This is a genomic window from Rhizobium lentis, from assembly GCF_014200175.1.
Lineage (GTDB): Bacteria > Pseudomonadota > Alphaproteobacteria > Rhizobiales > Rhizobiaceae > Rhizobium > Rhizobium mulingense.
In genome coordinates this window covers 307,493-320,801 of sequence record NZ_JACHBD010000009.1, presented here as the reverse complement: position 1 = coordinate 320,801, position 13,309 = coordinate 307,493, and the positions used below count along the sequence as shown (strand labels likewise).

General features: G+C 58.7%; 4 protein-coding genes and 5 pseudogenes. 4 read left to right on the top strand and 5 right to left on the bottom strand.

The window, feature by feature from the left end; all coding sequences use genetic code 11:
• Nucleotides 1-1,256: 1,256 nt before the first annotated feature.
• From GGI60_RS21960 to GGI60_RS21950, 3 genes and pseudogenes are all read left to right on the top strand, one after another.
• A complete protein-coding gene (locus tag GGI60_RS21960; protein ID WP_183918239.1) occupies nt 1,257-7,205 on the top strand; it encodes an AAA family ATPase in 5,949 nt (1,982 codons plus the stop codon).
• Between the two features lie 51 nt (nt 7,206-7,256).
• Nucleotides 7,257-7,883: a response regulator transcription factor gene (locus GGI60_RS21955; RefSeq protein WP_183918241.1), complete on the top strand. Its 627-nt coding sequence runs from the start codon at nt 7,257-7,259 to the stop codon at nt 7,881-7,883.
• 260 nt (nt 7,884-8,143) lie between these two features.
• Nucleotides 8,144-8,358: pseudogene (locus tag GGI60_RS21950) on the top strand (hypothetical protein).
• A 462-nt stretch (nt 8,359-8,820) separates the two neighbouring features.
• Here the strand turns inward: GGI60_RS21950 and GGI60_RS21945 are convergent.
• The gene (locus GGI60_RS21945; RefSeq protein ID WP_183918243.1) at nt 8,821-9,372 is read right to left on the bottom strand and encodes a DUF1003 domain-containing protein; all 552 of its coding nucleotides are present in this window, start codon (nt 9,370-9,372) and stop codon (nt 8,821-8,823) included.
• A 1,458-nt stretch (nt 9,373-10,830) separates the two neighbouring features.
• Between GGI60_RS21945 and GGI60_RS21940 the strand changes: the two are divergent.
• Nucleotides 10,831-11,001, top strand: a pseudogene (locus tag GGI60_RS21940) (DAK2 domain-containing protein); the annotation flags it as partial.
• Nucleotides 11,002-11,408: 407 nt separating this feature from the next.
• Here the strand turns inward: GGI60_RS21940 and GGI60_RS21935 are convergent.
• From GGI60_RS21935 to GGI60_RS32510, 4 genes and pseudogenes are all read right to left on the bottom strand, one after another.
• Nucleotides 11,409-12,089, bottom strand: a complete 681-nt coding sequence (locus GGI60_RS21935) for a peroxiredoxin-like family protein (protein WP_183918245.1) — start codon at nt 12,087-12,089, stop codon at nt 11,409-11,411.
• A gap of 21 nt (nt 12,090-12,110) precedes the next feature.
• A pseudogene (locus GGI60_RS21930) lies at nt 12,111-12,418 on the bottom strand (hypothetical protein); the annotation flags it as partial.
• A 460-nt stretch (nt 12,419-12,878) separates the two neighbouring features.
• A pseudogene (locus GGI60_RS21925) lies at nt 12,879-13,001 on the bottom strand (IS3 family transposase); the annotation flags it as partial.
• A gap of 75 nt (nt 13,002-13,076) precedes the next feature.
• Nucleotides 13,077-13,301: pseudogene (locus GGI60_RS32510) on the bottom strand (LysE family translocator); the annotation flags it as partial.
• Nucleotides 13,302-13,309: the final 8 nt, after the last annotated feature.

Sequence of the window (13,309 nt, the reverse complement as noted above, 5' to 3'; positions counted from 1 at the left end):
TGTCGGGGGCCCACGACCAGCACGACTCGCGTGTCTGACATGGCGTCGGCCACGCGTTGCTCGACAAGCCTTGGATAAAGCGCCACAGCCACATTTCCCTTGATGACTATTTGAAATTACGGCAATGACTAATTGAAAGTCAAGATGTGACCATTTGAAATCTGCATGGCGGCTGCGCAGGCGTTGCTGAACCTCTCGCTGATTGATCACTGGAAGCCTCTCGGCTACCTCATGCCTGCATAAGCGCTGATGGTTTACGGTTCGAAGCCATTTAAGGCGTTTGCATTCCTTTCATTTGTACCTGCTGACGCTTGTAATCTTCGCCTGGCGCCCCGGCTGGTTCCCATCGATCCATTATGCGATCTTCCTGGCCTAAAACGTGAACTCTATGGCAATAAGCCGGTCGTTGGCCTTGAAAGCTCTCACCGTGCCAGAACCGTTGACCCCGGTTTTTCACTCTCAGTGGCGTAAGAGGTGTTTATGGAATTTCAACTGCTTCGCTTGATTCCGGTGGCTACGATCACTGCGAGTGTACCAACAGCACATCGTTCTCAATCTCGTTAACAATACGAGATGCCACTGCCCCGGGGGAAGATTCAGTACGCACGTCTGGCCATGGGTGCCTATGATGACGAGATCTATGTCACCCTCGTCCGCCCAGCCCGGCGCATTGCTGCGCTTTCCCCGAAGGCGTTCGAGCATATTGCGCGTCATCTGAAGCGCGTTGAGCTCCTGTTGGGCCCGCTTGCAAAATTAAAGAGGTTGCGCCACTCGCTGCAGATAGCCTCCAATGGGATGCTCGCGGCTGGGTGATCAGCACGAAAGAGGGCGACCTCCTGATCGGCAGAATTGGTTTGGTTTAGGAATCGGGCGAAAAGGCTAAACAAATATACTTCGGCATAATAGCGAGGGCACTCTAGGCAGAGTTAATGTTGCAACGGCCCTAAAAGAGACACCCTCCCATCACGGGCCGACTTGCCGCGCCGGCGTTTTGCTTGACCGCGAGACCTTCACCCTTGCCGGCGCGGCGCTTTTTAAAGCATGAAACCGTGTTGCCGCAGCTTTGCTCGTCGCGAAACTGACTTAACAACATGCACCGGAACCTGAGTCGGAGGTAGATCAACCGAGATGCGACCGCTTCGATAATCCGAAGCATAGGCTCGTTGACATGAGAGGGAAGTCGGTGAAGCTTGATTGGATCTGCGATGCCTGCGCCTCAGATGGTATGCGGGCAGCATCGAAGCGAGCGGTGTGCCATGGACGACACGGTCAAAGATGCGCAGAAGACCAGGAAGAACATGTTCGGGCGGAAGCGCGCTGTCGCTTCCATCGGCCAGCAGAATTCGACTGACCTTCGGTACCACGAGCCACAATCCTCCTGGAGTGACGGCGATCGCATCTTTACACGAGAGCTGATCCGGAGCAGCGACGGAGCATCAAAAGCCGTTCTGAGGGTGCAGCTTGCAGCCGAACATCCCAGTCGAACCAGCCTCGACAGACTGGCCCACGAATATCGCCTGAAAGATGAACTCGACCGGCAGTGGGCAGCCAAACCGCTGGATTTCAAAACCGAAAATGGTCGTACCATACTCGTCCTCGAAGATTGCGGCGGCGTGCCCCTTCCGCAGTTGATGGGACGGCACAGCCGTGGCATGGCCGGCGAACTCACTGTCATTTTGCGTCTTGCCAAGAGCATTGCGGCGGCAGTCGGCAAGGCTCACGGATGCGGCCTCATTCACAGGGACATCAAGCCGGCGAATATACTGGCGGACGAGGCGGACGGGCGAGTCCGTCTCACGGGCTTCGGAGTGGCGTCGCATCTTTCTCGTGAGCGCCAGTCCGCCGAGCCCCCTGAGGTCATTGCTGGCAGCCTCGCATACATGGCGCCCGAACAGACCGGCCGCATGAACCGATCGGTGGACTCGCGTAGTGACCTCTACGCCGTCGGCATCACGCTCTACGAAATGATCACCGGCCAGTTGCCGTTCACTGCTTCGGAGCCGATGGAATGGGTGCACTGCCACGTTGCCAGGCGACCGGTGCCGCCGTCCGAGCGTGTAAGAGGGCTACCAGGCGTTATCTCGGCGATCGTGATGAAGCTGCTCGCCAAGAACGCAGAGGAACGCTACCAAACGGCCGCCGGGCTAGAGGCGGATCTGCGACGTGCCCTCGTCGAGAGCGAGAAGTATGGGCGGATCGCAGATTTTCCGCTCGGGACACGCGATGTGCCGGACAGACTGGTAATTCCCGAGCGGCCCTATGGCCGCGAACGCGAGATCGCCGCCCTAACCTCCGCATTCGACCGGGTCGTCGCGGGCGCTGGGCCGACGCTGGTGCTGGTTTCGGGTCATGCCGGCGTGGGCAAATCCATGGTCGTGAATGAGCTCCACCGCGCGCTCGTGCCGCCGCGTGGGCTGTTTGCCTCCGGCAAATTCGACCAGAACCAGCGTCACATCCCTTATGCGAGCGTAGCGCAGGCCCTGCAAGGCCTCGTCCGAGGGCTGCTGGGCAAGAGTGAAGCGGAACTCGTGCCCTGGCGCGCTGCTTTAACCGAAGAATTGGGCGCGAGCGGTCGCCTGATGGTAACGCTTGTTCCGGAACTTGAATCTCTCATTGGCCGGCTTCCAGCGATTGCGGATTTGCCGCCTCAGGACGCCAAACGCCGCTTCCAATTGAACATCAGGCGCCTACTGCGAGTGTTTGCCAAAGCAGAACATCCGCTCACGCTGTTTCTAGACGATCTCCAATGGTTGGACGCAGCAACGCTCGATCTGCTTGAAGATTTGTGCACCCAGCAGGATATGCGTCACCTGCTGCTCATTGGCGCGTATCGCGACAACGAAGTATCGTCCACCCATCCGCTGATCCGCCGGCTGACAGCGATCCGGGAGGCCGGTGGCCAAGTGCATGAAATCGTACTGACCCCGCTTAGGCTGGAAGATCTGACCCGGATGCTGGCCGACGCTCTTCATTGCGGAAGCAAGCGTGCCCAGCCGCTTGCGCGGCTAGTGCACAAGAAGAGCGGAGGCAATCCTTTCTTCGCACTCCAGTTCCTGAGCACGCTGCCGGAGGAAGGCCTGCTCGAATTCAATCGCGAACAGACGCACTGGGATTGGGATCTCGATCGCATACGAGCCAAAGGCTATACCGATAACGTCGTGGATCTTATGCTAAGCAAGCTGCGGCGCCTGCCCGATACCACGCAGGCTGCCCTGAACATGCTAGCATGTCTCGGCAATCACGCGGCGGTTGATACCCTGGCTCTGATCCGGAGCGAAAATCACGACGCTGTTCATGCAGCCTTTTGGGCAGCGGCGCGGGCCGGACTCGTGCTGCTTGAAGAGGGGTCATCATACCGCTTCCTGCATGATCGTGTTCAGGAGGCCGCGTATGGGCTGATCCCTGAAGATGAGCGGGCGGCAGCGCATCTTTCCATTGGGCGCCTCCTGCTGATGCATACGCCGCCGCAGGCACTCGAGGATAATATTTTCGAGATTGTCGGCCAACTCAACTGCGGCGGCGCGCTCATCGCGCCCGGTGAAGAGCGCGAGCGTCTCGCGGACTTGAACCTGCTTGCCACTCGCCGCGCCAAGGCGTCGGCTGCATACGAATCGGCGCTTTCCTATGCCGGCACGGGTGCGGCTTACCTGCCGGCCGATGCCTGGGAGCGCCGATACGAACTCGCTTTCGCCCTCGAACTCCACAGGGCTGAATGCGAATTCTTGACCGGCTCACCGGCGGAGGCGCAGGCCCGACTCGCAGAACTGGCAAGCCGAGCCACCAGCCTCGCCGATCTGGCCCGCGTCACGCGCCTGCGCGTCGACCTTTTCATGAGCCTGGGTCGAAGCGATCAAGCCATCATATTCGGCCTCGACTACCTGCACCGGGTCGGTATTTCGTGGTCGTCCCACCCGACCAGGAGCCAGGTGCGCCAGGAATACGCGCGGCTTTGGCGACAACTCGGGGGCCGCCCTATCGAAGCGCTGCTTAACTCGCCCCCTATGGCGGACCCGGTTGCGCTCGCGACCATGGACGTTCTGACTTCACTTGTTACTCCGGCCCTGTTTACCAACGAGAATCTGCGCTGCCTCGTTATCGGGCGAATGGGCAACATCAGTCTCAAGCACGGCAACAGCGACACATCGCCTTATGCCTTCACTGCTGTGGGCACGGTGCTCGGGCCCTATTTCGGCAACTATGAAGCCGGTTTTCGGTTCGGTCTGCTCGGACTGGACCTGACGGAACAGCCCGGAATGGAACGCCTGAAACCACGAGTCTACCTCGCCTTCGGTAACCTTGCGAAATCGTCGTCGCGTCATGTCCGCACCGGCCGTGCGCTTGCGCAGCGCGTATTCGAAACGGCACAGCAGGTCGGCGATCTCACCTACGCCGTCTTGAGCCGGAATAACCTTGTGACGTATCTTCTGGCCGCTGGCGAGCCCCTCTCGCAGGTTCAGCGCGATGCGGAAGCCGGTCTGGACTTCGCGCGTCAGGCCGGCTTCGGAGTCGCCGTCGGTTTCATCAGCGGGCAGCTCCAACTCATCCGAACGCTTCGCGGGCTGACGCCGATCTTCGGATGCTTCAACGATGAAGGGTTCGACGAGCAGCAATTCGAACTTAAAACCGACGGCAAGCCGGGCAGTTGCCTGTACTGGATCCGCAAGCTACAGGCATGTGTATTTGCCGGGGATACCCTCACAGCACTTTCGGCAGCGGCGAAAGCAGAAAGCCTCCTCTGGATGACTCCCGCTATTTTCGAGCGGGCGGAATTTCATTTCTACACCGGCCTTTCATTGGCCTCTGCTTTGCAAGGATCGACTACTGAAACAGCTCTTTATCGCAAGGCCATACGCGCTCACCGCCGGCAGCTCGACACTTGGGCCGCGCACTCTCCGGAGAATTTCGCAAGCCGCGCAACATTGCTTGGCGCAGAGATCGCCCGCTTGGGAAGCCGTGAATTGCATGCCGAGCGCCTCTATGAACAGGCGATCCAGTTGGCGCACGCGCACGCGCTGCCACACGATGAAGCGATCGCGTATGAGCGCGCTTCCGCCTTTTACCGCGCGCGCGGCTTCGATCAGATTGCTCGCCTCTATCTTCAAAACGCCCGTCGCTGTTATCTCAGTTGGGGAGCCGAGGGCAAGGTGCGGCAGCTCGAAGAAGCCTATCCCCAACTGCGGGATGGACAATCGGCGCCGGCTGCAACAAGCACGATCGAAGCGCCGATCGAGCATCTCGACCTCGCCACCGTCATCAAGGTGTCGCAAGCGGTCTCCGGCGAAATCGTCGTCGACAAGCTGATCGATACGGTGCTGCGAATGGCCGTCGAGCAGGCGGGAGCCGAACGTGGCCTTCTGATCCTGTCGCGTGGCGGCGAACCGCGGATTGCCGCTGAGGCGACGATCCGCGGCGAAGCGTTCCTGATAGAGTTGCGTAATGAGGCCATCACCGGCGTGATGCCGGAATCAGTTCTCAACTACGTCATGCGTATGCGGGAAGTCGTGAGCCTCGACGATGCGTCGGTTGAAAACGCCTTTGCGGCCGATCCCTATATCCGCCATCGCGCGGCTAGATCCATTCTCTGTTTGCCGCTGATCAATCACGCGAAGCTGATCGGTGCGCTGTATCTGGAAAACACCCTGGCGGGCCGTGTCTTCGCGCCGGGGCGCATTCCGGTGTTGAAACTGATCGCCTCGCAAGCCGCCAGCACGCTCGAAATCACCGGACTTTACCGCGACCTGGCAGAACGTGAAGCGCGAATAGGCCGGCTTGTCGAAGCCAACATCATCGGAATTTTTATCCGAGATATCGGCGGTCGGATTATTGAGGCCAACGAGGCGTTCCTGCGAATGGTGGGCTACAGCCGTGACGAACTCTTGGCAGGTCAGCTGCTCGATAAAGAGCTGACACCGCCGGAATGGCGCGAGCGTGACGCCGAAGCCGAGGCCGAGCTGAGAGTGACCGGCAGCGTCCGCCCCTTTGAAAAGGTGTACCAGCGAAAGGACGGCGGTCACGTACCCGTGATGATCGGTGAGGCAAGTTTCGCGGGGGCTGGGAGCCAGGCCGTGGCCTTCGTGCTCGACCTGTCCGAGAGCAAGCGAGCAGAGGAGAGGCTGCGAGCAAGCGAAACTCGCTTTCGGACCTTCGTCGACCATGCCACCGATGCCTTTTTCCTCCATACCGACGATCTGACCGTCATAGACGTCAACCGCCAAGCCTGTGAAAGCCTCGGTTACAGCCGGGAGGAATTGATTGGCATGCACCCGCGCGACTTTGACGGAGCTATCGACGAAAAGGCGCTTGCGACATTGGTGGGTCGCGTCGACGCAGGACAGCCAACGACTTTCGAAACGCTCCACCGGCGTAAGGACGGAACAACGTTTCCAGTCGAGGTTCACGTCGGAAAATTCCGACAGCAAGAGCAATGGTTTCGTCTTTCGCTGGCGCGTGACATCACCGACCGCAGGCAAGCCGAGGATGCTATTCAGCTTGCGCGAGCAGAACTTGCCCATGTAAGCAGGCTGACCACTATGGGAGAACTTGTAGCCTCCATCGCGCACGAGGTCAGACAGCCGCTCACCGGGCTAGTCGGCAGCGGCAATGCCTGCCTTCGCTATCTCGACGCAGATCCCCGTGACATCGTCTCCGCCCGTCGCGCCATCGAGCGCATGATCAGCGACGCTTTTCGCGCATCCGAGGTCATCGACCGGATTCGGGCAATGGCGAAGAAATCCCCCGAACGCAGGGACCGGCTGAACCTCAACGATATCGTGTCCGAGACGATTGCGCTGGTGTCCACGGACCTAGAACGTAGCGCGGTGTCGCTTCGTACAAACCTCTCCGACGGCTTGCCCCCGATCGTAGGGGACCAAGTGCAAATCCAGCAGGTGATCCTGAACCTTATCGTGAACGCCAACGACGCGATGGCGGCGATGCCAGAAGGAGAGCGCGAGCTCATCGTAAGCACTGAAAAGGCAGCACCCAATACCGTTTTAGTGGCAGTCCGCGATAGCGGCCCTATCCTCGACCTGGCGAAGATCGGCGATATATTCGAGGCATTCTACAGTACCAAACCCAAGGGTATGGGCATGGGTCTGACGATCAGTCGTTCGATCATAGAGGCTCACAAGGGCCAACTCTGGGCCACGCCAAACGAGCCCCACGGTGCCATTTTTCAGTTTACATTACCAACCGAGGAGAAATAATGGATCCATGTCCGGGGCGCCGCCCGACCGGCGCAAAATTTGGGGACATGGATGAAGGAGATTGTCTACATCATTGATGATGACGCATCTGTCCGCGAAGGCCTCGGCGATCTCCTGCGCTCGGTTGGACTTGAGGTACTGACATTCGCTTCCAGCCAGGAGTTTTTGGATAGCACGCGCCCTGACGTACCGGGCTGCATCATTCTCGATGTAAGGCTGCCGGGGCGGAGCGGCCTGGAATTTCAGAGCATGCTCACTTCCCTTGGAATTGAGCTTCCGGTCATTTTTATCAGTGCCCACAGCGACATTCCGATCTCGGTGCGGGCGATGAAAGCCGGCGCTATCGAATTCCTGACGAAGCCGCTGCGCGAGCAGGAATTGCTCGATGCCGCCTATGCCGGGATCGAGCGCGATTGCGCTCGGAGGCAGGAAGTCGCGCTCATTGCCGAGCTTCGGTCCCGCTATGATTCCTTGACGCCGCGCGAGCGCGAGATCATGAACCTGGTGGTCGCGGGCAGCGTCAACAAGCAAATCGCTGCTCAAGTGGGCCTGAGCGAGGTGACCGTCAAGGTTCATCGCGGCCACGTCATGCAGAAGATGCAGGCGAGATCTCTCGTTGACCTGGTCCGGATGGCGGACGGCCTCGGATTATCGAGGAAGCCGCCGTGGGTCAGGTAGGCTCACGCATCTAGACCAAAGTATCGGGCGTCCGCCACGAATGGATAGTCGCAGCGCCAATTCGGCGAGTCGCTTATCTCATTGGGCAATACGCTCCGAAGGCCCCCGGCTTTATCCTCTTACCAGCTGAAAAACTTGCAGAGACAGGACGGACGTTATCGCGTCGCTGGGCAAGAATCTGCGTCGGGTCCGCGCAACCCTGCCATTGGACGGACGCTCATCATGATGACGCAACGCGAGTAACCGAAAAGGTATCATTCATGCAAAAACAGAGATACGCCCTGCGGAAGAACCTCAACATCTACTGGACGGTAATCGATACGGTTTCAGACCGAAAAGCTCTCGTCAATGGCTTCGTTATGGACATGCTTACCGCCGACGAGGCCGAAGAATTGGCCAACACGCTGAACCGTGCAGAATCCCATGCTATCCTTGCGCCTACCAGAGGGAGCACCCCGATCGAAGACGACAGTAACTTTTCGATCGCCGTCTAGCCGACCGCTCGTCCTAAAGACTGCGACGAGAGGCCGATAGAGGGCGCTGACGCTCTAAAGGTGGGATCAACGCGCTGCCGAAGGGTGCGGTGCGCTTTAAGTGACGCGGTCGGGTTAACAGGTGCGCAGCTCGTCGCGCGCATGTCATGGCTTTAAACCGCCGCTCGCGCCGCTGCGATTTCGCGTCCATGCTCAACTGGAACTGCGGCGGCGTTCGACCTGCAGTGCTACCAGCGGCACCCGGCCGAGCGAGCCGGCCAGCGTCTGCATGCGCGCCGCCTGCCAGGCCGGCGTATCGGAAATTCCGGCATAGATCTTGCGGCACGCATGAGATCGTCCATCCCCATCATGACCTCGTGGAACTGGCCCGCCTCGCCCACGGATCCCGCCCAACATCAGCCCGGGAGTCCCGCTTCGCAGCGCCAACACAAACACAAACATCTCTAATTGTCTTCTCCTTCCGCCTGGATGCGATCCAGCACCGCTTCCGGCGCAATGTCTTTCTTTAGCTCTTCGACCTCATGATCCGCCTCGGTCGGGACTTCAAGCTTCTTTGCAATGGCTTCGACCATGGCGATTAGGCGGGTCGTTTCGTGTTCGTTTAATAAGCTGATCTGGAGGTCTAGGTCGGCGCGGATATTGTCCTGTACAGCCATTCGATTCTGGTTGATCAAGACAAACGTCGAGAGAAAGATCGCCTCGACCGAAGCCTCCATGGCAAGAATCACTAGAGAAGGGTCCCAGGGTGGCACCTGTGGGAGCAATCCTACATTGGCGATGATCCAGACGCCATAAAACACGATGTGAATGTAGACGAACATCATGGAACCCGCAAACTTGCTAATGAGAGCAGCGGAACGCTCCTGAGCCGACGCTGCATTTTGGCTCTGCCGGCGGCGCTGCATGATAGCTTCGATGTTGCGGGTTAAGGCAGGCGTTAATCCTTCCGCGGCCGGTGTTGTTGGGCTTTTGCGCTCCGGATGGTCGTCATTCATTGCGGTAAATCCTGGGACTTGGAGTTTGGTGGCTTCGACCTTTGCCGAAAAGGGCCGTTCTGAGGATCCGGTTCGATGACTAACTCGATCCCAGGAGCAAGGTTGCTGCGCAGCGTTCAATTCAGTCCCATGGGCACGATCCCGTTAAAGGTGACCTGCACCATCCAGCACTCCCACCGAAGCATGGAAGCTGTCGCTCAAGAAAATATAGGCGTTCGAGTCTCTCTCCGGATTGAAGGAAGCACAGAAAGTCAGCTGGAAGGTCGTTCAGGATTGCCGGCAGGAAAGTCTCCCGCTGAAAACCTGAAGGCTCTAGGCAAATGGACGTCCGTCCATCACTCAGGAGAGGCTGCCACGTCCGGGAAGAAGAGCCGCCCCGTTCCAACATCGCTCTTGTTCGAGGCATCGTCTTCGGTCGAAACGACGGGTGATCAAGCGTGTCCTTGGAAGAGCCAATCACCGTATCGCGATTATTGCGGCTGCCGTGTTCGTCGCCTTCCCGCAATCATCCTTCTTCACACGCTCTTCCACAGCTAGAAGCGAATGGCGAGGTCCTCAAAGCTCTGCAACAAGGCCGCCGTCGCCGAATGCGAGATCGGCGCACGTGCTTTTCACAACCTGCATCGAATATCCGCGGGAACAGCTGGCCTACGATATCGGCGTGTCGTCGGAAGCGCTCCATCGAGAGCTGTCGCAGCGATGCCGCTCTTTGTGCACATCGGGATTGACCTTCTCATCGTTGGAAACCCGATATCGGGTCACTCAGAGGGTTTGGAGACCATCATGTGCGAATTCGAAATCCAGAACATGACCTGCGGCCATCGCAGGGGCAGGTGTAGAAGGCAATCAAGACGGCGATCCGGAAGCTTCCGCCAGCATCGATCTTGCTGCCAGGACCGCGAAGAAAGACGAAGGATACAGCCCAATCAGTACGCATTGAGAAAGCGGGTTATCCATCCAGCTTCAGACGGATTTGATCTCGCAAAGGACCCCAGTTTTGACCAGGTGTTCCGCGCCTAAGTCCCACACTGTCACCCGAGGGCGGCGAGTCATAGATCTGCGGCGACCGTCGATATGCTTCCTCACAGCGCGCGAACAAAACCACGGTCCCTGTGGGGCGCCCGTCTATAGGATGAATACGGTGCATGCATCTTGCACACCGGTTCGATCCAACCCGGTCAGCCGACGGAGCAAGCTCGATCTCATAGAGAGGGACTTCACCGGCTACGGATCTGAGGGCCACCATTCCGAAGTTTCGCACGAAGATACCTCTGGCGACAGCCGCCTCGGCAACTGATTGAGTGGCAAGCAATTGACCGGGCAAAGCCAGAGCGGCTATTCGTGCGGCGATGTTAACGGTCGATCCAAAGAGATCGCCAGCTCTACAGATGACCGGTCGATAGTCCAGCCCCGCCCGGGCGAGCGGTAGCCGTGGTCCCCTACGAAGCGCTCGACGTGGCGGAGCAGGCAGCGCGCCAGGGCTGCGAAGCGACAAGACGTATGACGGCGGCCAAGGGGCGGGCATCGCGGCTGGGGGAGCGGGTGATCGGGCACATCGATCCCGGTGCGGCTTCGGCTGCGATCATCGTCGCCTCAATCGCAAAATTTGCGAGGGAGCACAATGGTTAGATAATCAATTAAAGACAGGGGCAAGGCTTTACAAGAGGAGACGTAATGCTGACCCTATCCGCGAAATTGAAGACTGCGAGCATCGTCGCATTCGCCATGGCGTCTTTTGCCGCAACGCCGGTCCTTGCCCCGATGCGGTCACTAGAAGGCTGATCCAAACATGACTGACAAAGGGTGGAAACTTGCCGTATGAGGCGCCTGTCGGAACGACGTAAAGGCGCGAACGTGGCCTCGCATATGCGCTGAGGGTGCTCACTCCAGCGCCGGGTCACTCCGCGGGGCATTGAATGGAAATCGCTACGAAGCTTACGGCAGACCTTAGCCGCCGCGCCTAAGTGTCTCGATGATGGTTCAAACCCACAGAATCATACAGGACGGTGTCGTCGAACAAGTTTTTCAGCAGCTTATTAATGTGCGACTTGGGAAGCTGCTGACAACAATTCTTCGGGGCTCGGCGCTCGGCATACATTTTGGCCTCCCTCTTCGGCTTCTGTGAAACTCCAGCGCACAGTGCCTTCCCGATCGAGCAGGAACTCGCCGATAAGCGGCATGTGACCGGCGATCATAATCTGCTGGTCGGCCTCCGTCATTTCATACCGGTCCTTTTTCTCAAGAAAGTCGCCCGCCGCAGCCGGGTTCATCGGCACGGGCAACTCCCCCGGCAGATCGATCCGCATTGTCATGACCGCGTCCATTCCGAGCTTGTGCGGCCATTCGGTTTCATTCTCCGTGAGCTCGAGGATGGGTAAACCGAAGGCGCGATGCGAAGCCCCCTCCGGGTCGGATGCGCTAAGAAGGTTGGGTAGAGGATGGTAACGGAAGTAGAGCCGCGCCCGTTCGACCGGCGTCTTGACCACGGCGAGACATTCGATGCCTTTCTCCTTCAGGGCCGGGTTGAGTTGCGCCATCGCCGAGACATGACGCCGGCAGAACGGACAGTGTAGGCCTCGAAACAAACCGATCAGTAACGGGCTACGGCCTCGAAAATCATCGAGCGCGATCTTGCCTTCGCGCGAAATCGCGTCGAGTACAACATTCGGTGCCCGGTCGCCCGGCTGCAGCGGGCGGTTGACGCTACTCGTGGACATGAACAACCTCCTCGCCCCGGATCAGTCAAAAAAAGGCAGCACACCCCGCGCTTCGGTCGAGCCCGTGCTGGTCGCAAACTCCATACGCCGGGGCAAGTAGGGTTCGGCCTCTGCCATATTGCCGACGTCGAGATTGAGCCTTGCAGGCCCATGATAGCACGGAAAAACCATCTGCGGGTCGCCCGTTTCGTGAGCCATCTCGAGCGCCTCGCTATAATAATAATGGACCGCGAGTTCTGGCTTCCCAGGACGATCAACGGCAGCGCGAGATGTTCACGTTGGTCGAGCGCACGGTCGATCTCGATTGCCTTCTCGGGGGCTGGTACACCTCACACGAGAGACTCCCGAATGCTATTGCGCGCTGAAGGTCAGGTTCCCGACCTTGTTTTGTACGCTCAAGTCTACGACCGCTAACGTCGTCAACGGGTCGTGAGCTGCCACACATGAAAGCTTATTCTGATGGTTGCAAATGGCGCGTTGTTGCCATCTCCGTCACAAGTGGCATTCTTTGAAATGGCACAACGCGTCGTGATCAAGGTGTGAGGCAAACACCGCTCTGATGTCCGTTGTCAATGCTTTAGGCGCGAGAAACCGACCGTCCAGACGAACGCTGTTCATGATGATGATCACGTATGGGTGGAGGCGGAACTGAAGGACGTCGGTGATCAAGCTCTGATGCGCGGGTTGACTACCGCATTCCCGATTGTGCGTCCGGGGCTGTTCCTATCTTACTACGGGCGTCGGTCAATTGCCGGCCACTGGCCTGCTGCCGCTTTTTCGGACGCTGAGTTAAGCTAGTCCCACCTTTGTTTCAAATTCCATCGGGCTGAGATAGCCCAGTGTCGAGTGGCGACGGTTGTAGAAGCGTTCGATGTAGTCGAACACATCCGCCTTTGCGTCATTGCGTGTCCTACCCCCGCAGGAAAAGGTGCCGAGGCTCCCCCCGCCGCCAGCCCGGCCGGGGTCCATGATCGGCTTTGTGGACGCGGCCGAGCGGAAGGCTTTGAACGCCAGACAAAGAAGATAAAGGCCGCCGACAATCTTGATGGCCGTCAGCACTGAAGCATAAGCGGCAATCAATGCTGTCAGGCCGATCGCGGTCATGGAGGCCCAGAGAAACGATCCCGCCGAGATGCCGATCGCCAAGGCGATGCCTGCTTTGCGGCTAACAGCCCTCGACGTGCCGATTACGGAAAGAATATTTGGACCGGGGCTACTGA

Coding starts and splice junctions, on each gene's coding strand:
- GGI60_RS21955 (WP_183918241.1), top strand. CDS start 7,257: ATGAAGGAGATTGTCTACATCATTGATGATGACGCATCTGTCCGCGAA.
- GGI60_RS21935 (WP_183918245.1), bottom strand. CDS start 12,089: ATGTCCACGAGTAGCGTCAACCGCCCGCTGCAGCCGGGCGACCGGGCA.
- GGI60_RS21960 (WP_183918239.1), top strand. CDS start 1,257: ATGGACGACACGGTCAAAGATGCGCAGAAGACCAGGAAGAACATGTTC.
- GGI60_RS21945 (WP_183918243.1), bottom strand. CDS start 9,372: ATGAATGACGACCATCCGGAGCGCAAAAGCCCAACAACACCGGCCGCG.